The sequence below is a fragment of the Phormidium tenue FACHB-1050 genome, assembly GCF_014696925.1.
Lineage (GTDB): Bacteria > Cyanobacteriota > Cyanobacteriia > Pseudanabaenales > Pseudanabaenaceae > Pseudanabaena.
In genome coordinates this window covers 1-24,562 of record NZ_JACJQY010000005.1, presented here as the reverse complement: position 1 = coordinate 24,562, position 24,562 = coordinate 1, and the positions used below count along the sequence as shown (strand labels likewise).

General features: G+C 42.1%; 13 protein-coding genes and 1 riboswitch. Of the genes, 6 read left to right on the top strand and 7 right to left on the bottom strand.

Annotated features, from left to right (window positions below):
- Positions 1-17: 17 nt before the first annotated feature.
- Positions 18-437 carry a helix-turn-helix domain-containing protein gene (locus H6G05_RS04635; RefSeq protein WP_190576726.1) on the bottom strand — a complete coding sequence of 140 codons (420 nt, stop codon included), beginning with the start codon at positions 435-437 and terminating at the stop codon, positions 18-20.
- A 273-nt stretch (positions 438-710) separates the two neighbouring features.
- Between H6G05_RS04635 and H6G05_RS04630 the strand changes: the two genes are divergently transcribed.
- The gene (locus H6G05_RS04630; RefSeq protein WP_190576724.1) at positions 711-1,247 is read left to right on the top strand and encodes a rhodanese-like domain-containing protein; all 537 of its coding nucleotides are present in this window, start codon (positions 711-713) and stop codon (positions 1,245-1,247) included.
- A 219-nt stretch (positions 1,248-1,466) separates the two neighbouring features.
- Positions 1,467-2,144 carry a DsbA family oxidoreductase gene (locus tag H6G05_RS04625; RefSeq protein WP_190576722.1) on the top strand — a complete coding sequence of 226 codons (678 nt, stop codon included), beginning with the start codon at positions 1,467-1,469 and terminating at the stop codon, positions 2,142-2,144.
- Positions 2,145-2,360: 216 nt separating this feature from the next.
- Here H6G05_RS04625 and H6G05_RS04620 read toward each other — a convergent pair whose 3' ends face one another.
- Positions 2,361-8,660, bottom strand: a complete 6,300-nt coding sequence (locus tag H6G05_RS04620; RefSeq protein WP_199310338.1) for an AAA family ATPase — start codon at positions 8,658-8,660, stop codon at positions 2,361-2,363.
- Positions 8,661-8,763: 103 nt separating this feature from the next.
- Here H6G05_RS04620 and H6G05_RS04615 point away from each other — a divergent pair, with 103 nt between their 5' ends.
- Together H6G05_RS04615 and H6G05_RS04610 are read left to right on the top strand one after the other, a co-directional pair.
- Positions 8,764-10,122, top strand: coding sequence for an ATP-binding protein (locus H6G05_RS04615; RefSeq protein WP_190576720.1), 1,359 nt, complete (start codon positions 8,764-8,766; stop codon positions 10,120-10,122).
- A gap of 282 nt (positions 10,123-10,404) precedes the next feature.
- Positions 10,405-15,270: an nSTAND1 domain-containing NTPase gene (locus tag H6G05_RS04610; RefSeq protein WP_190576719.1), complete on the top strand. Its 4,866-nt coding sequence runs from the start codon at positions 10,405-10,407 to the stop codon at positions 15,268-15,270.
- Positions 15,271-15,370: 100 nt separating this feature from the next.
- Here H6G05_RS04610 and ruvC read toward each other — a convergent pair whose 3' ends face one another.
- Positions 15,371-15,838, bottom strand: a complete 468-nt coding sequence (ruvC, locus tag H6G05_RS04605; protein ID WP_094529838.1) for a crossover junction endodeoxyribonuclease RuvC — start codon at positions 15,836-15,838, stop codon at positions 15,371-15,373.
- A gap of 233 nt (positions 15,839-16,071) precedes the next feature.
- Between ruvC and purT the strand changes: the two genes are divergently transcribed.
- Both purT and gyrB read left to right on the top strand, forming a co-directional pair.
- Positions 16,072-17,238 carry a formate-dependent phosphoribosylglycinamide formyltransferase gene (purT, locus tag H6G05_RS04600; protein WP_190576718.1) on the top strand — a complete coding sequence of 389 codons (1,167 nt, stop codon included), beginning with the start codon at positions 16,072-16,074 and terminating at the stop codon, positions 17,236-17,238.
- A gap of 235 nt (positions 17,239-17,473) precedes the next feature.
- Positions 17,474-19,408, top strand: a complete 1,935-nt coding sequence (gene gyrB / locus H6G05_RS04595) for a DNA topoisomerase (ATP-hydrolyzing) subunit B (RefSeq protein ID WP_190576717.1) — start codon at positions 17,474-17,476, stop codon at positions 19,406-19,408.
- A 203-nt stretch (positions 19,409-19,611) separates the two neighbouring features.
- Here the strand turns inward: gyrB and cobG are convergent, their stop codons facing one another.
- The 4 genes from cobG to H6G05_RS04575 all read right to left on the bottom strand — a co-directional run bounded on the left by cobG (position 19,612) and on the right by H6G05_RS04575 (position 24,450).
- Positions 19,612-21,111, bottom strand: a complete 1,500-nt coding sequence (gene cobG, locus H6G05_RS04590) for a precorrin-3B synthase (protein ID WP_190576716.1) — start codon at positions 21,109-21,111, stop codon at positions 19,612-19,614.
- 114 nt (positions 21,112-21,225) lie between these two features.
- A complete protein-coding gene (cobW, locus tag H6G05_RS04585; protein ID WP_190576715.1) occupies positions 21,226-22,266 on the bottom strand; it encodes a cobalamin biosynthesis protein CobW in 1,041 nt (346 codons plus the stop codon).
- Between the two features lie 90 nt (positions 22,267-22,356).
- Positions 22,357-23,031: a HupE/UreJ family protein gene (locus H6G05_RS04580; protein ID WP_190576713.1), complete on the bottom strand. Its 675-nt coding sequence runs from the start codon at positions 23,029-23,031 to the stop codon at positions 22,357-22,359.
- Positions 23,032-23,054: 23 nt separating this feature from the next.
- A riboswitch (cobalamin riboswitch) is annotated at positions 23,055-23,281 on the bottom strand.
- 299 nt (positions 23,282-23,580) lie between these two features.
- Positions 23,581-24,450 (bottom strand): alpha/beta hydrolase family protein, encoded by an 870-nt coding sequence (locus tag H6G05_RS04575; RefSeq protein WP_190576712.1) that lies wholly within the window; start codon positions 24,448-24,450, stop codon positions 23,581-23,583.
- Positions 24,451-24,562: the final 112 nt, after the last annotated feature.

Below are 24,562 nucleotides of genomic sequence, written 5' to 3'. Positions count from 1 at the left end.
TATAACGTCAGTAATCCTCAAGGAATTTCCTCCCGTTTTTCTCTAAAACCTAGCTCCATTAAAGCCTTACGAATTTTTGCTTTAGAAGGTTGCACTTTGGGCATGGCTAAATTAAGCTCCCTTGCTGTTTCCAGCATTTGCCTAATTAAAATATCCAGCAAATTATCATCCACATCTTCAGGAACCTGCTCAATCCTGCCTTGATAAGCCAAGGTATATAACTCTAAATGATGCTTACCCATGATTTTGGCTAATTTCCGCAATGTCTCAGGCGTAGGGCAAGTTCCTTTAAAGCAAGCACCACGTAGTCTTGGTTGTGGCACACCAGCCATCTCAGCAAGATGGTTCATACTAATGTCTTGTTCTTCTAAATATTGAAGAACATATAGCCCTAGCGGTGAGCAATCTTCGTTTTTGACTTGTAACCTTGGTGGCATCTTTTACTATCAACAATTTTGTTAGATTTTGAGAAAGGAAGTTAATCTAACATCACTGAATGATTCTATACCAATTATAGCGATCGCCTTTACTGGAAGAGTAAACAAGAGGCTAAAGCTCTTTATTTATAGCAGTCCAAACATAAACTCAAAAAATAAGTGGCGGCGCAAAGCGCCGCCACTTATTTTTTGAGTTTATGCAAAAAAAATATTTTTGTTAAAATATTGCTATATAGTGATATAGTTAATTAAAGAGTTCGACTTATAATTACTATGACTGCACAATCAAATCTATCTCAACTAACGGAAATTGGGGCGCTAGAACTTAACCAGAAGCTAAATTTACAGCAAGTCATCTTACTAGATGTCCGCGAATCCAGTGAGTACGCAGGGGAGCATATTGCAGGTTCCATTTCCCTTCCGCTGTCAACTTTTGAGGCGGATCAAGTCGCACAATTTGGTGATCAGCCTCTAGTTCTCTGTTGTCAGTCAGGAATGCGTTCCTCTAAGGCTTCTCAAAAACTACTAAATTATGGATTTCATAATATTTCCCAACTCAAAGGGGGGCTATCAAGTTGGAAAGCTACGGGACTCAAGACAAATAAATCCCAAAATGCACCGATTAGTCTATTTCGCCAAGTACAGATTGTGGCAGGTTTTCTAGTAGCGATCGGAACTGGATTAGGCGCATTTGTATCCCCTTGGTTCCTACTATTGAGTGGATTTGTCGGCTGTGGTTTAGTCTTCGCAGGTGTTACCAATACCTGTGCAATGGGGCAGCTCCTAGCAAAACTTCCTTATAACCGTTAGGACGGGTGGCAATTCGAGATGCCAATCCTACACCATTTATCGATTAGACGAACTATCGCAAATTTTTTAAAAGGCTTACTTCGCAACCATTTTATACCAGAGCAAAAAATGGCTACGCCATTTTTTGCTCTGAAAACCCTTGCTGGGTTTGGGTTTTAATCCCCAAAAGTGTTGCCACACTTTCGGGGGTCGGTATTAGATCATGTCAAAATAAACATTATGAAACCAATTCGTATTTTCTATTTCTCAGATGTTCTTTGTGTTTGGGCTTACATTGCTCAAATTCGTTTAGAAGAACTAAAGTTAGCCTTCCCTGACAACATTGAAATTGAATATCACTTTGTGTCTGTCTTTGGCAATGCCCACGAAAAACTAGAGAAGGGATGGCGCGATCGCGGAGGATTGGCAGGTTATAGCAATCACGTTAAAGAGACTGCAAGTAAGTTTGAACATATTTCTGTTCACCCTGATGTTTGGACTCGAGAGATTCCTGCTTCCTCATTGTCTGCACATTTATTTCTGCGTGCTGTGCAATTGCTAGAAGTGAAAGGATTAGTGCCAAAATCTGAAAAGGTATTAGAAAAGACAGCTTGGGCATTTCGCGAAGCCTTTTTTACGCAACTCGCCAATATCAGCGATCGCCACATCCAGTTTGAAATTGCCAAAAAGCTCAAATTACCCAAAAAAGCAATTCAATCCATTATTGATAGTGGTGAAGCCTATGCCAGCATGTTTAAAGATATGGAGTTAGTGAAGGAGCATAATGTCACTGTAAGTCCTACCCTCATCTTTAATGAAGGCAGGCAAAAACTCAATGGCAATGTGGGTTATCGAGTGATCGAAGCTAATATTCGGGAGTTGCTACACAATCCTGCGGATGAGCATTCTTGGTGTTAATTTGCATTTCAAAACCCAAATAGTGTGAGGCGGCGCTTCGCGCCGCCTCACACTATTTGGGTTTTATGTCCTAACAAGAATGGCGACAGCTATATAGCAAAAAAAGAGTTAGCTAGTACAAACCAAAACCCAAGAGTCGAATGGCGGCGCAAAGCGCCGCCATTCGACTCTTGGGTTTTATGTCCTAAGCAAAACTTGCTTTGCTATACAAAGATTTCACAAGTAATTTGGTGATTGATCAGGTATCGTGAAGTAAAAAGTTGCACCTTGATTCAATTTTGCTTCAGCCCAAATTTTGCCGCCATGTCTTTGAATAATCCGTTGAGCGATCGCTAATCCAATACCCGTGCCTTCAAAATCTTTTTCCAAATGCATTCGCTGAAATACACCAAATAATTTATCTGCATATTGCATATCAAATCCCGCACCATTATCACGAATAAAATATACATTTTGACAATCAATTAATTGCCAACCAATTTCAATGCTTGCCTTCTCAAGCTTTCCTGTATATTTGATCGCATTTGAAATCAAGTTAATCCATACTTGAGTTAACAAAGAATTATCAGCCTCACAGTTAGGCAAATCAGCAATAGTAAACTCAATTTGACGCGCTACGATTTCTGACTCAAAGTCAATTAATATTTGTTGAATCAGATTATTTGTCAAAATTAATCGTCGCGAGAGTTCCCTGCGATTACAGCGTGATAGGTTTAAAAGATCATCGATCAATTCACCCATACGTTTGGCATTGTCTCGGACAATTTTGAGATAACGCTTACCTTCGCCATCTAAGCGATCGCAATAGTCTTCTTGTAAAATCCTCGAAAATCCATCGATCGCCCTTAACGGTGCGCGAAGATCATGGGAAACAGAATAGGCAAAAGATTCTAATTCTTTATTAGCTGCTTCTAGTTGAGCAGTACGCTGCTTGACTCTCGACTCAAGGGACTGATTAAGTTGATATAGAGCCTCATTAGCAGCTTTGCGTTGTAACTCAGCCGAAGCCCTAGAGGCAAATACTTGCAGAATATTTCGAGTTCGTTCAATGTCTTGCAAGGGTTGTACGTCGAAAATACAAAGATTACCGATCGCATTTTCATGCTCATCTTTGAGCGAAATTCCCATATAGCTATCTGCTTGCATTACCCCTAAGGCTAGATCTTCAGGAAATACTTGCTGTAACAGACTATGACAGATAAATTCTCCATTCTCTAAGGCGAGTTCGCAGGGAGTTCGCGCAGGCAAATAACTAATTGTTGGTTGCATAGCTCCATCAGCCCAAAATGCTAAGGAATGCAGTTCTTCACCAATTAGCTCCGTAACTAGTGCATATTTAACATGCAAGGCTTCGGCAATATGTCTAACTAGGGCAGGGAAAAAGTCTTTGCCTGTGACGGCTGCTGTCCCTGCGACTAGATTTTGTAATGTCTTCTCTGATCGTTTCAGAGCCGATTCTCTTTCTTTAGCTTCACTGATATCCCGCATAATTGTGGAGATATATTCCAACTCTCCTTGGGCGGATTTATGGGCGATAATCATTTGAGAAACGGGGATTTCAGTACCTTCATAGGTTAATAAAGCAGTTTCTCCAACCCATATTCCCCGTTGAACTGCGGTGGGTAGACCCTGATTTTGAATAATCTCTAGCGCCCATTGTGGGTGATAATTCACAATTGTTAAGTCAGAGATATCGGTTTCAGGTGTTAGCCCCTGAACTTTATGAGCCTGTATGTTACTCCATATGACTTTTCCCTGTGGCGATGTCATGCCAATAATATCTGTTGAGGCTTGGAGGATTGCAATTAGGCGATCGCGTTCTTTTTCGGCTAACTGGCGCTCAGAAATTTCTACTTGCAAAGATTGATTGAGTTCTTCTTGCTGCTGGAGAAGTCGCGCTTTAACAATAGAAATGGCTGCTTGTGCGGAGAGTAAATTGAGGATTTCGATGCGATCTGGCGTAAATGCATCGGTGACAAGACTATTTTCTAAAAGTGCAATGGCAGTCATGCGCCCCTGATTTAATAGGGGCATACATAGCAATGATTTTGACTGGTACTGCACAATCCAAGGATCGTTTTGAAAATCTCCAGATTGGCAAGCATTATGCAATACGACACTCTCTTGGGTACGAGCGACATAATGCACCAAAGAGCTTGGCACATAAAAGTTTCCATCAACGGAAATTGTATCCATAGGAATGGACTGCAAGACCACTACATGATCATAGTTAATTGTCTTAATTGCCTCAATCATCCATTGATCCTGATTTGATGATGGGCTGTGCGAAGCGAATGCCATCTTCAATTCAGGATTATTACTATCTGAGGAATTAGATAAATTCTTGGGCAATAACAAATAACCAGTTTGCGCTCCTGCATTCTCAATCAAAATACACATTAAAGTTGAGAGAAGTTGATCTAGCTTAATTTCGCTAGCGATCGCTTGAGAAGCCCTGATTACGGCTTCTAGATCGAGGGTGTGTAAACTATTGGAGGATGATTGTGTAGAAATCGAGTTTTTTTGTAGGCTTTTCCTTGAACTCTTATCAGCTAAACGGTTCTCCAAAAGGATAGGATATTGTTTTTCTAAATGCTGTACTTTCGCTAATGCGCCCCACTGCAAATAGTAATATCTAGCTTCTCGCATATAGGCTCTAGCAATCGTTAGACGATTTTGAGCAAAATAGAACTTAGCAGCTAGTTCGTTAGCCAATGCTTGATCTTGGATATAGCCATTTTCTCTAGCCTCAGCGATCGCGAGGTCATAGCAATCCATTGCTGTTAGTACTTGTCCTAATACCCGATATCGTTCCGCTTCGATTAGATGCTGTTGATGTCGAAAATTCATCGGCGCATGTTCTGCCCAAAACTGGATTTTTTCGAGGTTAGCATCAACCTTAGCCATAGTTTGATCTTGTTCGGCGATCGTCAGATGGGTATAAACTGCTAAATTCGCGAGGGATTCGTACAAATAGAAAACTGCGTAAGATCTTACCCCAATGGCGGCATCCTCATATAGTTTGACTTGAGCCGCATGATCAATGGCTAGGTGATAGTTTTCAAATAGATAGCAAAGTACAACCTGATGAAAATACAGCATATGTATCGCAATGCGATCGGCTTTCTGTATATGTATCGGCAGCATCGTATCAATATTGTAGACTTCTCCTACTAAACGACAAGGATCTGACGATTTCCCAAGCAAATTCAGAATATTTTGGTGATAAATATATAACCAATTGAGAGTTGTTTGTTGTTTTAGTTGACTGATGAGAGTTTCATACCCTGATATTTCCTGTGCAAGCCCACTTAGCTCTCTTCCCGTAAAGTAGAGGTATTGACTATGTAAACATAAACCATAAGCGCCAAATTCATAATCCCCTGTTTCTATACCAATAATGTAAGCATTTAGCAGAGGTTGAAGAGTGTTTTGGAGGTGATATTTCCAATGAGCGATAAATACATTAACGATCACTAAAGTCTTGGCTGTTAACTCTTGGGATTCAAATTGATCTAGTAATTGCAGGGCTAATTGACCAAATTGATAGCCTAATTCCATTTGGTTCATCAGTCCACAGAGAATTAGTCCACAAGCAGAATACCCGTAAGCGGAACCGATCGCATTTCCCTTTGTAATGGATAGTCTCACTAATTGTAAAACGATGAGAATGTATAGGTCTGAAGCCGAACCGTAAGCAGCCGCCGCAATACTCAAAAGAATATTTACTGAAGCGATCGCAATTTGATCGGTCATTAATGGTTGTTCTAATAGAGATTCAACAGGATGAAGGGCAAGAAATTCTTGGAAATCTTGCAAAGCTATTTCTAAATCTGCTGGTGAAAGTTGTTTAGGCAGAGCCATCTCTAATAGACTTAATGTGTCTATTCCCATCGCGATCGCTTCTAGTCGATGATTTTGGGCAACCAAAGCTTGAATTTGAATCTCGTAAACCTTGATTTTGGCTAATAGCGTTTTACCATGATTAGTAAGAATATTTGCCCAATCTTGCATCTGCTCAAAATCACCATTTAAGTATGCGACCTCAACGGCTAGCTGGTAGAGGTTGAGAGATAGCTCATATTGATTTTGCCAACAGGCGATCGCTAGCAATTCCACACCAGTTTTGACATAGAGCAAGGCATTACTATAGGCAGTTGCAGCTTTAGCTTTTTGTGCGGCGAGCAAATTGAGTTGCGCCAATTGATCGCGATCGCTTTGACTAGAAATAAGTCCTAAACTCAGATTCAGTTGATCAACGATGTCAAAAACTTTAGATTCTAGTTCCTCGCTAGAGGTGTTTTTTAGTAACTGCTGACCTATTCTTTGATGTATTACAGACTGATGTACTTCAGAAATGAGTGAGTGGGCGGCTTGTTGAATACGGTCATGGACAAATCTATAGGCGATCGCAGGATGATCATCAGTTAACTCAATTCCATAATGAATTGATTGGTGGGCAGGATTAAGGGGCAAGATTAATCCTTCGCAAATAGACTCTCTGAGGGATTGGATCGTCTCAATATGCGATCGCTCTGAGGCAAGCACTAATGTATCAAGGTCAAACTGATTGCCGATACAAGCAGCTATTTGCAACAATTGCTGGGTGCGATCGCTCAACTTTTGGATCTTCCCCGCCATCAAACTCACGATATTATCCGTAATTCCTTGCTCTTGAATCTGTGCAATTAACCATCGCCATTTCCGTGATTGATAGTCAAATCCTAGTAAACCTTCACTATATAAAGACTTCAGAAATTCATTCATAAAGAAAGGATTTCCATCGGTCTTTTGTTGCACAAGTTTTGCCAATGGTAGGGAATTTGTTGCGGCGCAATGCAAAGTATCCGCAATCAGCTGATTGATATCTGTAAGATTTAAAGCTGTTAAATAAAGTTGATTGATTGCTCCATTTTCCTGCTGAATCCTCTCAATCATTTGCATGATTGGATGCGTTGGATTAACTTCATTATCGCGGTATGCACCAATCAAAAGTAAAGTCTGAGCTTCGTTAGTAGTTGCTAATATCTCTAGCAATTTTAGAGAAGCGCGATCAGCCCATTGCAGATCATCTAAAAAGATCACCAATGGATTGTCAGATTGAGCGAAAACACGGATAAAATTCTGGAAAACACGATTAAATCGATTTTGAGCTTCACTTGCTGAGATATTTGCCGATGAATTTGGGGATAGGGATTTATCTGCTTGTTTCCCAATAATCAGCTCTAACGATGGTATCACTTGGGTGATCATCTGACTATTAGCCCCCAAGGCAACATTAATCTGCGATCGCCATTGTTCTAGCCTCTCTGTACTCTCCGTTAGTAATTGCTTGATGAGATCCTGAAAAGCCTGAATAATTGCTAAATAAGGGATATTACGCTGATATTGCTCAAATTTGCCAGATATAAAATAGCCTTGACTTTGGGCGATCGGTTTATGGATTTCCTGTACAAGGGTAGACTTGCCAATACCCGCATATCCTGATATCAAGACCATTTCCACTAAATCCCCCTTAGAATTAACTCCATCAGCGATCCTTGCAAAGGCTGTTAATAAATTCTCAATTTCTCTAGTTCGACCATAAAGCTTTTCAGAAATCAAAAACTTATCAGCAATATCCTGTTGTGCAAGCTCAAAAGAGGCTATTTCTCCTTTTTCTTGCAACTGGCTTAAACATTTCTCTAAATCAGCTTTTACACCCCATGCACTTTGGTACCTTTCTTCAGCAGTTTTGGCAAGTAATCTGAGGATGATTTGTGATAAGACTAACGGGATTTGAGGATAAATTAAGTGTGGGGCGATCGGTTCTAGAGCTAGATGATAGTGAATTAGTTCCAAAGGATGATCAGACTCAAAGGGTAAGCGCTCCGTAAGCATTTGATAAAAGGTCGCACCCATCGAATAAATATCTGTACGATAATCCAGCGATCGGTTCATCCTCCCCGTCTGTTCAGGTGAAATATAGTCTAAAGTTCCCTCTATTACTTGATTATGATTGGGGATTAATGTCTCTTTCGTTAAATCCGATGCAATCCCAAAATCGATGATTTTTAATTGCTGCGTTTCTGGGTTAATAACAATATTAGACGGGTTGAGATCCTTATGAATGATGTTAGCAGCGTGGATTTCACTGACACCTTCACAGATCTGAATCGCCAAATTCAAGAATTCCATTAGACTCAACTTTTTTTGAGCTAATATTTGAGCTAAGGATTTGCCTCCAAAGTCTTCTAATACGATCAGCCATCCACTTTGATATCGCTGTAAATCATAGGCGTGAATCACCGAATTAGAAGCTAGTTTTCTAGTGATTTCATATTCTAATTTGTACCTGCCAATGACTTGGGAGGTAGGAAACTCAGTATTTAAGACTTTTAAGATAACTGGTAAGTTATCCTGTTGACGGATACCACGAAAAACTTGAGAATTGGAACTCTCGTAAATCTTTTCAACAAGTTGGTATTTAGGTATATTTACCAGCATATGTAGTAGTAACTTTTTAACACTACGCATGGGGTTTGATTTTGCTTAACCCCCACATCAATTGCTATAAATTAGATTTTCAAAACTCCCTTAGATTCCTTATAATACCTTTAAAAGAGGAATTGTATGACTTATGACTGTAGATTACAAGAGATTTTTTAAGGCAACTGATCCAAGTAAAACCTTGCTTGCAGATAGTGCCGAAGACAAAAAGTACTACATTGACTTTTCGACGGTTCGGGGCGGCAAAGTTGTCGAAGATTTAAAGGATAACATTTCGCTTTTTTCAGATGGACAGCCGACTTGTCAGTTATTTACAGGACATATCGGTTGCGGTAAATCTACAGAAATCTTGCAGCTTAAGCAACAACTAGAAAGTGAAGGGTTTCATGTCGTTTACTTTGAGTCTAGCCAAGACATGGAGATGGGCGATGTCGATCTCAGTGACATCCTCCTCGCGATCGCGAGACGTGTGGTTGAGAGCTTAGAGGCGATCAAAGTCAAGACTGAAGCCAAAGGATTTCGGGCTATGCTCAACGGCGCGGTCAAAATCTTAAATACGGAGATTGAACTCTCTGCCGAAGCCGATGTCCCAGGGATTGGTAAGGTGGAGGCAAGTACAAGTGGTGAATTTTCGCTATCTCTAGGTATTGGCAAACTGTCCGCCAAGACCAAAGATAGCCCCGATATGCGGAGTAAACTACGCGGCTACATGGAGCCAAAAACCAATGGCTTGCTGGACTTAATCAATAATGAAATCCTATTGCCTGCGATCGCTGATCTTAAAAAACTAGGCAAAGAAGGGCTTGTGGTGATCGTGGATAACCTTGATCGCGTTGACGATTCACCAAAACCTTGGGGCAGACCTCAAACTGAATATTTATTTGTAGATCGGGCAGAGCAGCTTCGCAAATTACAATGCCATGTGGTATACACCATGCCCCTTGCTTTGAGATTCTCAAGGGATTACGGCACACTCACAGCCAGATTTATGACCGATCCGATTGTGCTACCAATGGTTCCTGTAGTACGCCGCGATGGTAGTACCCATGAGGAAGGCATTGCACTTTTGCGTCAAATGATTCTATCGCGAGTATTGCCAGATAGCTCTCCCACTGAGCGATTAAATGCTATTAATCAAGTTTTTGACAGTATGACGACACTTGATCGACTCTGCTTTGCGAGTGGAGGTCATGTGCGAAATATTATGCGCCTGCTCAATGATGCTCTCCGTAAACAACGTGGTTTACCTGTCACCCTTGAGGTTCTCGAAGATACGATCCGTAAACGTCGTAATGAGTTAGTTCTTTCTATAGATGATGATGAATGGAAACTATTGAGACAGGTAAATAGTACTAAGAAGGTGGTGGGTGATACTGGCTATCAAACCTTGATTAGAAGCATGTACGTATATGAATATCAAGATGAAAATGGTTCTTGGTTTGAGGTGAATCCTGTACTTGTCACTGCTCAAGAATTTGACGTATCTTAGGATTTCTCTTGTGAGATCCTCTAAAAGCTAACGTATATAAATAACTGAGTCAATTCTCAAATTCAACAAAGCTCAGATCCCTAGCCTCATTTTTGCAAAGGGGAGTGACTTAGATTTTTAGTTTTCTCCTTTGCTCAAAAAGTGAAATTACACCAAAACACAAAATGGCATATCCATTTTGTGTTTTTAAAACCCTGACTGGGTTTGGTTTTTAATTCACAAAAGTGTTGTCACTCTTTTGTGAATTGGTACAATTATCCGCGATCGCCGAGGGCAAAAACTATGTCACAGATTCCCTATGCTAAGTCTCCAGAAGAAGATGTAACTGGATTTAATATTTCTCCCGAGGCAGAACGTGCGCTCCAGCAATTGACCTCACAACTGGATCTTTATCAAAATGAACTAGTCAATTCTTTCAATATTTCACCTGAGATCGAAGATTCACTACAAGAATTATCTTTGCTCTTGGATATTTATGATGGGACTTTCACCCTCTTACTGGCGCGTTGTAATTATGTCAATCTTCGCGATCGCGCGATCGCTAGATTAGCAGAAATCTCATCAACATCAATGCGTCAAGTGCGATTAGAACCTCAAACTAAATCAATCTACCATGCGATTCATTCGTCAACTCCTGCGACCAGAGAAGGCAACTTACCTGCGGTAATGCTAACTGGGCTAGAAGCAACAGATAGCCCCGATATTTTAGTCAAGGGATTAAATCAAATTCGAGAGGAATTTCGCAAAAATTGTTTGTATCCCATCGTATTGTGGATCAATGACGATTTGTTGAAGCGGATGATTAGAGTTGCTCCAGACTTTGAGAGTTGGACAACTACAATTGAGTTTGCGATCGCCAGTGAAGACTTGATTGAATCCCTAACATCGGGAACTGAAGCGTTATTTCACTTAGCCCTAGGCGCTAATTTGATCGATCCTAGTCATAGTCTTGGGCGTATTTCCCATCTAGGCGGTATTTATCTTTCAGAACTAGATGTGGCTCTGCGCGATTTACAAAGTCAAGGACAGCGAATCTCGCCATCTTTGCAAGCAGGTTTAGACTTCATTCGAGGCATGAATACGCGAGACTTTACCCAATCCTTGTCCCATCTGCAAGCAAGTTACAATTATTGGGAATCAGTCCAAAATGTGGAACGACAAGCGCTACTCCTTTATCAGATTGGGCGACGGCGCTATCACCTCACCAAACTAGAAAAACATTCCCATGAGGAAAACTGGCAAGCCGTAGAGCATTTATTTGCAAGGAGTTTAGCTTGCTTTCAATTAGCCAATCGTCCTGATTTGATGTCCCAGTGCTACCTACAGTTGCAACGTACTTTACATCACTTACAGTCATGGACAGAACTCAAAGATATCTCCCAAAAAGCGATCCAGATTCATCAAACCCATGGAGATATCAGTAATTTGGCTGCTGACTACGGCTTCTTAGCAGTAGTTGCCATAGAACATGAGGAATGGGAAACCGCTAAGGAATATGCCGAACAAGCGATCGCCCTTTTAGAAGATGCACCAACAACCTCCCATTGGTTATACGGATTGTATTTGTGTTATCTTTCCGAAGCACAAATTCAACTGGGCGATCGGGAACAAGCTCTGACCAATTTGATCGCTGCTAAAAGTAGAGATCATTGCGGACATCCACGGATGTACATTCGGATTTTGAATCAATTACGCAATTTGTATTTTAGTCAGGGACAATATTTAGAAGCATTTCAAACTAAACAAGAACGTTTAGCGATCGAGCAGCGATATGGATACCGTGCATTTATTGGCGCAGGACAATTACAATCTTGTCTGGAGGAGCATTCCAGCTTTGTGGACAAGGGCAATAAATATATCATCTCACCAGAAATCTACGCTTCAGGACGTAAGCAAGACCTCGACGAACTGACCAATCGCATTGGTGAACCCCGCTACAAAATGATTGTGCTGCATGGTAACTCTGGGGTCGGTAAAAGTTCTTTCATCAACGCAGGATTGATGCCAGCACTGCAACAGACTTCCTTTGGAGGACGCGATATAATCCCCATTTCGATTCGAGTTTATACAAGTTGGGAACAAGAACTAATTAATCTGTTAACGGAGTCATTACAAGCACTCAAACTAACTTCAGCGCCGCTACTTAGTTTGAGCTATAGCGAAGATTTGACAAAAGATATTCTATGCGATCGCCTAACTGAACAACTACGATGGAATGAAGCAAGAAACCTGCGTACAGTCTTGATTTTTGACCAGTTTGAAGAATTTTTCTTTGTGCATCAACATAGCACTAGCGATCGCCTGCGGTTCTTTGAATTTATTGGAAGTTTACTTAGTGACTTCCAATATTTGTCATCAATTAAAGTGGTGCTATCACTCCGAGAAGATTATATTCACTACCTCTTAGAAGTTAATCGCATTAAGAGCATGAGTGCGATCGACAATGACATTCTCAGCAAAAATGTCCTCTATCCTTTAGGCAATTTTTCTCCAGCCGCCGCCCACTCGACGATTGAAACTCTTACGGAGAGAGCGCAATTTTACTTGGAAGCTCAACTCATCGACATTTTAGTGGAAGACTTAAAGAATGAGCAGGATGAAATTCGTCCGATTGAGTTACAGATCGTGGGAGCGCAATTACAACATGATCGGATTAGCACCATCCAACAATATCAAAAGCTAGGTAATAATCCTAAAGAAACCCTTGTCCAGCGATATTTGGACAATGTAGTTTGTGACTGCGGTAGAGAGAACTATCGATTAACTAACTTGCTTTTATACTTACTAACAGATGAGAAGGGAACCAGACCTCTCAAAACCTATGAGGATCTAGAACGAGGACTCAATCATCTGGATAGTGAGGTTCGTAAACAAAGTAAATTAGATGCAGAATGGAATCTCGCTGTAGATCTAGAAAATCTAGAAAATGATGCAGATATCGAAATCAGCAAAATCGAACTCGTCCTCCAAATCTTGATTGGTTCGGGACTAGTGGTATTAATTCCTGAAAATGCGACCAATCGTTGCCAATTAGTCCATGATTATTTGGCGGTAGTAATTCGCAAATCACAGGCTCCAGAGATCCAAAAGCTGCAAAAAGAATTAGAAAAGACTCAAGGAGAACTCCGCCAAACTGTCCGTCAATTAGAAAGTTCATTCAAAAACTCTCAAGCGATCGCTGATAGTTTGAGTCTAAATAGTCTACTCACTAATCATCTGGTCGATCTTGACGAGCTAGCTAAAGCCATGCAGATCGGCAAACAGTGGCTACCAGATATTGATTCGCTATCTAGTGAAAATCGCTTACAGCTAACCAGTACAATTTATCGCGCTATCTACGAGATTAAAGAGAAAAATCGCATTCAAGCTCATCTAGAAGGTGTATGGAGTGCGGAATTTAGTCCCGATGGCTCGCAAATCATCACTGGGGGATTAGATAAAACAATTAAAATTTGGCAGATTGACGGACAAGAAGTTGCCCAAATTGTTGGTCATACTGCCCCAGTGCGTAGCGCTTGTTTTAGTCCCGATGGACAGACGATTCTTTCTAGCAGTAGCGACAAGACGATTGCTTTATGGAATCTTCAAGGAGATCGCTTACATACTTTTGTAGGACATACCGCCGCAGTTTGGAGCGCACAATTTAGTCCCAATGGAGAAATGATCGTCTCAGGCAGTGGCGATCAGACGATTAAGCTCTGGCATCGTGATGGTACGGAAATATTGACCATTAGCGGACATCGTGGTGATGTGCGAACTGTCTTGTTTAGTCCAGATGGGGAATGGATTATTTCGGGTGGTGCGGACAAAAACATTATGATTTGGAGTCTAGATGGCACATTGCTCCACACGCTTAAAGGTCACACCGCCGACATTCGCAGCATTAGCATTAGCCTCAGTGGTGAATTCATCGCTTCGGGTAGTGGTGATAATATTCTCAAGCTATGGCACATTGAGAATATCAATGGTGAAAAAGCGATCGCCGAAGCCTTTTCGATTTCAGCCCATTCCAGTGCTATTCGCAGTGTTTGCTTTAGCCCTGGAGAAACAATGTTAGCTACAGGTAGCGCCGATAAAAACATTAAAATCTGGGATCTGCATGGCAAAGAATTACAAATCTTTAAAGGTCACACCGATCCAATCCGTTCCGTCAGTTTTAGTCCTGATGGCAAGACCCTGCTCTCAGCTAGTCTTGATTGCACGGTGCGGCAATGGCAAATTGAGAACAGGAAACAGCAAACATTATCTGGACATAGCGCGGCTGTAAGGAGTGTTGCTTTTAGTCCCGATAGTTTGCGACTTGCCTCAGGTAGCCTTGATGATCAAATTAAAATCTGGGATCTGCAAGGTAATGAACTCCAAACCATTGTTGGCGATAATGACATTCTCAGTCTCTGTTTTAGTCCTGATGGAAATAGTCTATTAGTTGGTAGTGGTGACAGTGCTATTTCTCTATGGTCTGTGAGTGGGAATAGTCATCAACTTTTGCAAACATTCACGGGACATAGTACTGCTGTCTGGACGGTAGACTATAGTTCCGATGGTCAAAAAATCGTTTCTGGAAGTAGCGATAAATCTATTAAATTATGGAGCATTGATGGTACTGAACTAGCCACCCTCAAAGGGCATAAGTCTACGGTGTGGACGGTGCGCTTTAGTCCCGATGGTCAAAAAATTATCTCTGGCAGTGGTGACGATACAGTTAAGCTATGGAGTATTGAGGGTACAGAAATCAAAACCCTGCATGGTCATCGTGGTGCTGTTTGGAGTGTTTGCTTTAGTCCTGACGGTCAATATATTCTATCTGGTAGTGGCGACAGCACGCTCAAGCTTTGGAACCTTGAAGGCTCTTTATTGCGAACTTTTAGAGGGCATGATGCGGGGATCTGGACGGTAAGTTTTAGTCCCGATGGTCGGAGTATTATTTCGGGAAGTAGTGATAATACAATTAAGCTCTGGAGTATTGATGGGAAGGAGTTACAAACTCTCTCATGTCCAGATAGCACTCCAATCAGTCTCTGTTTCCGCCCCGATGGTCGCGGCTTTGCTTCTGGGCATGGCAGCAACAACATTGAGCTATGGAATCTTAATCTTCCTGATCTAATTATTCAAGGTAATGCATGGCTAGATAACTATGGCGATCGCTGATTTTTTTTGCGCCTTTAGACCATTTTCCGCCATTTGTGTTGTGCTTCGCACGACACAAATGGATATATCGAACTCACGTTACTGTCTAATTTTGCCTTGATCAAGCAATTAGCCAACAAGTTAAAGCAGCCGCGATCGCATCCGCCGCATCATCAGGACGCGGAATTGCATCGAGACTTAATTCTCGCTTAACTGCCTCCTGCACATCATTTTTATCCGCATTCCCATGACCAGTGAGAGCTTGCTTGATCTGTGGTGGTGAGAACTCGATTGGTTCAATATTATGTTGGTTGAGAACTAACACAATCACCCCCCTCGCTTGAGCCACATTTACCAAGTTTCCCATTCGATAAAAGAATAGCTTCTCCATTCCCACCACTTGCGGTTGGAACTGCTCAATCAGCGTATGCATATCTTCGTAAATAGTCTTAAGGCGATCGCCGATTGGTGTTTGCTTCGGTGTCACGATAGTGCCAAATTCCAATAGTTTTGGGGAGGCAGGTTTCTCAACCTCAATCAAACCAAATCCGACAATTGCTAACCCTGGGTCAATTCCTAAAATTTTCATGCAAGCAATCCTAGCATTCAATTGTCTACCCAAACCAAAAGAGAGTAGCAGTACAAAGCGCCTCTACTCTCTTTTGGTTTAGGTGCAAAGCTCTGTAATACCCATTCACAAAAGTGTGGCTCCACTTTTGTGTATTAAAAACCAAACCCAGTAAGGGTTTTAAAAACACAAAGTGGCTACGCCACTTTGTGTTTTGATATAACATTGCTTTTGTAGAGATTTGGGTGAATTCAATGGCGATCGCATTACCGAAAAAAATCATGTTGCTTGGTGCTGGGGAACTAGGTAAGGAGGTGGTGATTGCCGCTCAAAGACTCGGTAATATAGTAATTGCGGTGGATCGCTATGACAACGCCCCTGCGATGCAAGTTGCCGATTATCGCGAAGTGATCTCGATGCTGGATGGCGAAGCCCTCGAAGCCGTTGTCAAAAAATATCAACCCGATCTGATCGTGCCAGAAGTGGAAGCGATTCGTACTGAAAAACTGCTGGAACTGGAAGCGCAGGGTTACACCATCATTCCCACAGCGGCTGCTACTAACTTTACGATGAACCGCGATCGCATTCGCGATTTAGCCAGCCATGAATTGGGCTTACGCACCGCCAAATATGCCTACGCCACCAGCCTCGACGAACTAAAAACCGTCGCCGCCGAAATTGGTTTCCCAAATGTAATTAAACCTGTGATGTCGTCTTCTGGGAAAGGGCAATCCGTTGTCAATTCGGCTGATGAACTGGAAACAGCGTGGGATTATGCGATCGCGGGCGGGCGGGGTGACACAGCTAAAATCATCATCGAAGAATTTATCAATTTTGAAGTCGAAATTACGCTGTTAACGATCCGTCAGTGGCAAGGAGAGACGCTATTTTGTGAAGCGATCGGGCATCGTCAGGAAAGAGGAGACTATCAAGAATCATGGCAACCTGTCGGATTAACTACAGCCCAAGTCAAGGATGCACAGGATATCGCTCGCAAAGTCACCGATAAACTCGGCGGCGCAGGCATTTTCGGCGTAGAATTTTTTGTAACCAAAGATGAAGTAATTTTTTCGGAACTATCACCCCGTCCTCATGACACAGGCATGGTGACTCTCATCTCCCAAAACCTCAACGAATTTGAGATCCATTTACGCGCAATTTTAGGCTTACCGATGCCCACGATTGAATTACTCAGTCCGTCCGCCAGTGCCGTTATTCTTGCTAGCGAAACCAGCGAAAATATTTCCTTTACAGGTGTAGCGGAAGCCCTTGCGATTCCTAACACCGATCTGCGTTTATTTGGCAAACCCGATTCTCGTCCCTACCGTCGTATGGGTGTCGCTCTAGCCAAAGGCAAAGATGTCACCGAAGCCCGTCAAAGAGCCACTGAAGCCGCCGCTAAAGTCCAAATTATTTATTAGGTTATAGCGATCGCCATTAATCACAATTAAATTTTGAAGATACATGGAGTATCTAAAAACTTAACCTGAGATGGTTTTGACATATCTGCAAGGCTTTTAAGCTATAATGGCAGAGTGTTTTTGAGTCTTGGCTCAAAACACATCCTAAAACACTATCAAGAGCGCTAAAAAGTTTTTTGTAACTTTTTTCATAGCCATCTTGCAAGCGACATAATTTCTGGAGTTGTTTACCTTCATGCCTGAGATCGTTACAGAAACTTACAATGCCAATCAGATCCAAGTACTTGAGGGTCTAGAAGCAGTTCGTAAACGACCTGGGATGTATATCGGCACAACTGGGCCAAAAGGATTACATCACCTCGTTTTTGAGGTCGTTGACAACAGCGTAGACGAAGCCCTTGCAGGACATTGCGATCGCATTTTAGTTGAGCTTCTGCCCGATGGCTCTGTACAAGTCTCCGATAATGGGCGCGGCATCCCCATTGACATTCACCCCAAAACTGGTAAATCAGCCCTCGAAACTGTACTAACTGTTCTCCACGCTGGTGGTAAATTCGGCGATGGTGGTTACAAAGTATCAGGCGGTCTGCACGGCGTTGGTATTTCCGTAGTTAACGCCCTATCCGAATGGGTAGAAGTATCGGTATGGCGATTGGATACAGTCTATACCCAAAGATATGAGCGCGGTTTTCCTGTTAGCGATCTCATTCCTAGCAAGAGCAAGGAAACAAGGCGCGGTACACAGGTACGTTTCAAGCCTGATCCGCAAATCTTTACTACTCAAACTGAATTTGAATACGACATTCTCGCTAGCCGCCTCAAAGAGCTTGCCTATCTCAATGCTGGCGTAAAAATCGAATATTGCGATCGCCGTGGTGCAGAACTTCGCACTGATATCTATTGTTATGAAGGTGGTATTCGCGAATACGTCGCCTACATGACCCGCGACAAGGAGCCGATTCACCCCGACATTATCTATGTAAATGGTGAGCGCGATAATGTGGTGGTGGAAGTCGCTTTGCAATGGTGTATTGACTCCTATAACGATAATGTTCTCGGTTTTGCGAATAACATCCGCACCATCGATGGTGGTACACACCTTGAGGGTCTAAAAACGGTTTTGACCCGCACAATGAATGCCACAGCGCGTAAGCTGAAAAAGCTCAAAGATGGCGACTCAAATCTGGCTGGGGAAAACGTCCGTGAAGGTTTAACAGCGGTAATTTCGGTTAAAGTTGCCGATCCAGAATTTGAAGGACAAACTAAAACGAAACTAGGCAATACTGAAGTCAGAGGTATCGTTGATTCGTTCGTGGGTGAAGTTCTCAATGAATATCTTGAGTTTCATCCTGCGGTGGCGACTTCGATTATTGAGAAAGCGCTACAAGCCTTTAATGCTGCGGAAGCCGCCCGTCGCGCCCGTGAGCTAGTCCGCCGTAAATCCGCCCTAGAGTCTTCGACCTTACCTGGAAAGCTTGCCGATTGCAGTTCTCGCGATCCCAAAGAATCCGAGATCTTCATCGTTGAGGGAGATTCCGCAGGCGGCTCGGCAAAACAAGGACGCGATCGCCATTATCAGGCTATCCTTCCATTGCGCGGTAAAGTTCTCAACATCGAGAGAGCCGATGACAGCAAGATTTATAAAAACAATGAAATCCAAGCCCTGATTACTGGTTGCGGATTGGGAATTAAAGGTGAAGACTTTAATGAGTCTCAACTTCGCTATCACAAGATTATTCTTCTTGCTGATGCGGACGTTGACGGAGCGCACATTCGGACATTGTTGCTGACATTCTTCTATCGCTATCAGCGAGAATTGCTTGATCGTGGTTTTATCTATATTGGATGTCCTCCACTATATAAATTAGAGCGTGGTAAAACCGCTCAGTACTGCTACAGCGATAACGACTTACAAAAATTAATTGCCACCTTCCCGCCCAATGCGAATTACAACATTCAGCGCTTTAAAGGTTTAGGCGAAATGATGCCACAGCAGCTATGGGAAACAACGATGAACCCTGCCACGCGATCGCTCAAACGTCTCACCATCGAAGATGCTGCCGAAGCCGATCGCATCTTCACAATTTTGATGGGTGATAAAGTTGCGCCGCGTCGTGAGTTTATTGAAACCTATGGTTCCAAGCTAGGACTTGCGGACTTGGATATCTAAACAAAAAAGGCGGCGCACTGCGCCGCCTTTTTTATTTATTGTCTGATGTTACGTGGATAGAATTCCTACGATCATCTAAGTCTAGGGCTGGCACGGGGGCACAGCCTCTACAAAAATCTAAATTATTGGAGTAGGGGCAATCCCCCCGTGGTTGCCCTGTCGTGCTAGCAACAAGAGATTCATCATCTGAGTTCCACGTAACATCAGTTATTGACAAATTCTCGAAAAGTTTGTGTAGAATCTCTACGCTGATTTTGATATTTTTGTAATAACTGTTCGATTAGAGCAGGTAAATTTTTAGCATCATACTCTGTATAGATTTCTCTACCAAAATTAGAATCACCATCACCTACATAAACCCTATAAGTTTCTGTATTAGTTCCGCCCATTCCAACCACCGCAATATCACTAGGTTGATGCTGAGCGCAGGACTTTTCACAACCTGAAACATGAATATTGATCGGTTGATCAAGTTGTATACAACTTTCTAGATAAGTGGCAATCTTCTTAGCATCTGACTGGGTATCAGTATGAGCCGATTTACATCCTTTGTAACCAGAACAAGCAGCGATCGCAGCATAGGGATGATTAGCCGAAATATACAACCCTAAATTCAAGATCTCCTGCGTTACCTGCTCAAGATCAGCTTCCGCAATATCCGTAATCAGCAAATTTTGCCAAGGTGTTAGCCGCAAAGCCCCACAACCATATTGTTTCGCAAGATTACTTAGACCAGTGAGTTGCTGCGAAGTTAACCTTCCCAATGGAACAACGACACCGATATAGAAAAGTCCCGATTGTTTTTGAGAATGAATTCCCAAATGTTGAAAAGACTCTCTCTCTAAGTGGGAACTTATTACTTCGTTTAGAGGTGTGATCCCCCTGCCTTCGGCATCCCCCTTAAAAAGGGGGACTTTATTTTTATTGTTTAAGTTGTCCAAAGCCCCCCTTTTTAAGGGGGGTAGGGGGGATCTTAGTTTCTCTTCAACTAGATCAAGATACTTTTCCACACCCCAATCATGCAGTAATTCTCGTAATCTCGGAGGACGCGATCGCGAATATGTTTTCTGCTCTAGCTGTTGCTGCGTATATTCCCGATAAACTTCTGTTAGCGCCGCAAGAACTTCTAAGACTTGGTTTTGAGGGATTAACACACCGACCGATGCTGGCGAATCACCGCGATCGCCTAATCCTAAATACAAATCAAAATAAATCTCTTGATTAACTTCAACCGCTACCAAACAAATATCATTAGGGCGATCGCTAACTCTAATCGCTTCGCCGCCATCAAAGCAAACACTAAATTTATTAGAAAGAATTGCTAGTTCGGGATGCTGTAATAGATAGAAGTTCCATGCTTTAAACAATGGAATCGTATTTATTTTTGCATGGGCATCAATCCCAGCACTAGGACTAGCCATCATATTCCTCAAGCCGTCGGTGCTTTGGGTACTAGAGGCAAGTCCATAGTCTTGAAAATCTAGTAGCACTTCTTCGGGCAAAGCTTGACTAGTACGGATTTGTAGATTTGCTCGATTAGTAATTTGGATTTCACCATTACCAAATTGATTGACTACCTGTAGGAGAGCTTCGCACTGAGTAGAAGTAATTAATCCCGCAGGTAAACGGATACGCGAAAGAATGCCATCTTGTGCAGTAGTGGCATTAAAGAGACTGGGACAAATAGCTGTAGTAGATTGCAATTTTTATTTCAGAAAAAATGTAGAGGTTAAGATCTCCGACTTTTTCTATGTAAGCAAAGATAATCTTTGCTTACATAGAAAAAGTCGGAGATCTGAGGATTGTTTAGTAATAAATTAGAGCCTTAAAGCTGCTTCAATTTGCGATCGCTCTAGACTTTGACCGATAAATACCAAACGAGTCTGGCGAGCTTCATCACTAGCCCATAGGCGATCATAGGAAGTCTCAAGGCGATCGCCTACACCTTGCAACACCATTCGCATTGGCTTATTTGGGACATTCACAAAGCCCTTGATGCGATAGATCTCTTGATCAGCGATCGCTTGTTTTAGCGATGTGAGTAAATGAGTCGGCTCAAAGGCGCGATCGGTAACAATATTAATTGAATTAATATCATCATCATGCTCATGCTCCTCATCAGAATCATGATGGCTAGGACGAGAATCTAAATTATCCTCAACCGCAGCATTGAAGCCCAATAGAATCTCTGAGCTAATTTTGCCTTCATCACAAGCAATCACCTTAACGCCATCGCGCAATTCCTGCTTAAGCCATGAATGCACTTTGTTTTGAGCATCAGCATCCACCAAATCAGTTTTCGTTAATAAAACCAAATCGGCACAGGCTAACTGATCCTCAAAGAGTTCTTCAATGGGAGTTTCATGATCAAGATTGGGATCTTCCTGACGTTGAGCATTTAAAGCATCAAGATCACCTACCAGTTTGCCGCTAGCAACTGCTTCGCAATCCACAACGGCGATCACACCATCAACCGTCGCACCATTACGAATCTCTTGCCAACGGAAGGCTTGGATTAAGGGTTTGGGTAATGCTAAACCAGAGGTTTCGATGAGAATACAGTCAATGCGATCGCGTCTTTTCAATAATTCCTGCATCGTTGGCAGAAACTCTTCCTGCACGGTGCAACAAAGACAGCCATTGGTCAATTCCACAATATTGGGTGTAACTTCTGTACCATCTTCATCGCACACGCGACAAGAACGGAGCAAATCGCCATCAATGCCGATTTCGCCGAATTCATTTACTAGTACAGCAATACGCCGACCTTGATTATTTTGTAACTGCTCTCGAATGAGGGTAGTTTTACCACTACCTAAAAAGCCAGTAATCACAGTTACAGGTATTTTCGCTGCCATAATTTGTCTCTAAGAATTTTAAAAAGCCCACATTTTTAAAGATTGCGAAGTAGGGGCAATTCACGAATTGCCCCTACTTCGCAAAATAATCTAACCCTTAGGCACAGGGAGAAGTAGAGCAGAAATATTCGAGGCTAAAAATGTAGCTCCAATTCCGCAAATGACTAAACCTGCTGATTTGAGGCTAGGCGATACTTGAGAGAAATCACCCTTAAGGACTTTCTGACCAACCAAGAAAGCAGAACCCGAAATAACTAGCTGAATTAAGGTAAACCCAACTAAGTAGGAGACTAACGCGGTAGTCTGTGCGCCAAAAATTGCTTCCCCATAGGCATGACCATGAAACAGCCCTGAGACTGCGGATAAAGCAATCATCACTAATGCATTAGGGCTAGTTTTGGTGGTTAGAAAAACGCCAAATAGCAAAATTGAAGCTGGAACCACTAGCTCGACTACGGGCAAATTAACACCCATGAGGTGCAGTCCAGTGCCAAGCATTGCCGATAAAACAAAGAATAGGGGAATTAAGAAACCTTGAGGCTTGAGTGCTGCAAATAAACCTACAGCCACAATAAAAGCAAGGTGGTCAAGCCCAATTACAGGGTGAGCCAATCCTGACATGAAGCCTTCAAAAAAGTTACTAGGAACTCGTCCGCCCATCGGATGGTGCGCTGATGCGGGGCTAGCAAATACTAAAAAGCTAAAACCAAAGGCGATCGCTAATGCTTTAGATTGAACTGAGGCAAAAATTTTAGATAAATTCATACTCTGTAACTCGCAGATATGGACAAATTAAACTAGTTCTAGCGGGCATCCTGACTTTAAGTACCTAAGTTGATTTTCCTGAAGGGAAAATCAACTTAAAAACAACATATTTAGAATTTGTTGTCTGGTTTTGAAATTAGCGTTAGCTAATTTCAAAATCCCTTAAGTACCTTTACAGTTGCGGTACAGCGTTGGACTTTCACCAAACTTTCCCCATGTTTAAAACTAAGCAAATACAAATAATCTACTTAATTTCGCTTTTTTAACGGCTGATCCCCGTCAAAACTAGAACAACTTTCTGACTCTACAATAATTCGTAGTCCTTTATTAAGAAATACTCATAGATTTACAAAGTATAGCTGCCGTCGATTGTGTTAAGACAAAAGCAAAACCCAAGGAGAGAATGGCGGCGCGAAGCGCCGCCATTCTCTCCTTGGGTTTTATGTCCTAAACAAAACTTACATTGCTATAGGAGTATTTTGAACTCGTTTTTTTGAAAGCCCGCCGTTGGCGGGCTTTCAAAAAATTGATTTTGGTCACTGCAAACCGCTATAGTTTGCTATTCAACGCTTGTTCTAATTGCTCTTCTGAAAAAGAAGTCACTAGGTTGAACGGTAAAGGATCTCGGCTAATAGTTTTCGCATACGCAGCCGTTAGATAAGCCCGAAATTCAGGCTGGCTTGAGAGATAAGTTTTAAAAAATGCCACACTCAAAGACTTAACGTAGGGATGTGCAAAGCTGGGATCAACTCCAATTAATGATGAGGGGATATTGAGTACACCTTTTTCACTTTTCTCTAAAAACGAGAAATGGGTTGCTTGAGGAACGATCGCTAAATACTTATCAGCTCCCTTAAGCCATGTAAAAGGAAAAAGTTGTTCGGGGACAGTTGGCGCGATCATGTCATCGCCACTGGCAAAAATCATTACTGGTAAATTTAAAGGGCGCATTCCCTCCCGATTAAACAGCGTACTACCAATGGGATTTAGAGTGAGGATTGCTTTGACGCGAGGATCTTTTAAATCATTGTCTTTTGGCTCCAAATTGATGGCTCGACATTGAATTAATTTAGAAAGATTGAAAGATGTCACATTCGGTTCAGGAACATCGCAACCAGCTTTGATGCTATCAAAATTTAGCCGCGCACCACCCAATGTCAAAACCGTATAGCCACCGAGGGAATGTCCAATCAAACCAACATTTTGCAGATCTAGGCGATCGCTTACATTAAGCATATTTTTCGATTGACGTTCGAGATCATCTAGCAAATATTTGATATCACGAGGTCTGAGGTAATGATCACGAGGATTAGGATTTTTTCCGAAACCTTTTAAAAAGGCTCCAAAATCTTTGCTACCTGTCTCTGGATGCTCCAGTACAGCTACTGCATAGCCATGGGATGCTAAATGCTGTGACAAATAGATAAATGGTAATTGCTCAACCTATAGCAAACAATGATTTGAGAGGATTCAAAGCGATAAGAATGGACTCAAAAGCGGAAAAGCCTTTTCTTTTTCCAGTATTGACAAT

Bases quoted from the DNA above. Each gene is read 5' to 3' on its own strand.
- H6G05_RS04625 (WP_190576722.1), top strand. From the start codon at position 1,467: ATGAAACCAATTCGTATTTTCTATTTCTCAGATGTTCTTTGTGTTTGG.
- H6G05_RS04615 (WP_190576720.1), top strand. From the start codon at position 8,764: ATGACTGTAGATTACAAGAGATTTTTTAAGGCAACTGATCCAAGTAAA.
- H6G05_RS04635 (WP_190576726.1), bottom strand. From the start codon at position 437: ATGCCACCAAGGTTACAAGTCAAAAACGAAGATTGCTCACCGCTAGGG.
- gyrB (WP_190576717.1), top strand. From the start codon at position 17,474: ATGCCTGAGATCGTTACAGAAACTTACAATGCCAATCAGATCCAAGTA.
- H6G05_RS04630 (WP_190576724.1), top strand. From the start codon at position 711: ATGACTGCACAATCAAATCTATCTCAACTAACGGAAATTGGGGCGCTA.
- purT (WP_190576718.1), top strand. From the start codon at position 16,072: ATGGCGATCGCATTACCGAAAAAAATCATGTTGCTTGGTGCTGGGGAA.
- H6G05_RS04620 (WP_199310338.1), bottom strand. From the start codon at position 8,660: ATGCGTAGTGTTAAAAAGTTACTACTACATATGCTGGTAAATATACCT.
- ruvC (WP_094529838.1), bottom strand. From the start codon at position 15,838: ATGAAAATTTTAGGAATTGACCCAGGGTTAGCAATTGTCGGATTTGGT.
- cobW (WP_190576715.1), bottom strand. From the start codon at position 22,266: ATGGCAGCGAAAATACCTGTAACTGTGATTACTGGCTTTTTAGGTAGT.
- H6G05_RS04610 (WP_190576719.1), top strand. From the start codon at position 10,405: ATGTCACAGATTCCCTATGCTAAGTCTCCAGAAGAAGATGTAACTGGA.
- H6G05_RS04580 (WP_190576713.1), bottom strand. From the start codon at position 23,031: ATGAATTTATCTAAAATTTTTGCCTCAGTTCAATCTAAAGCATTAGCG.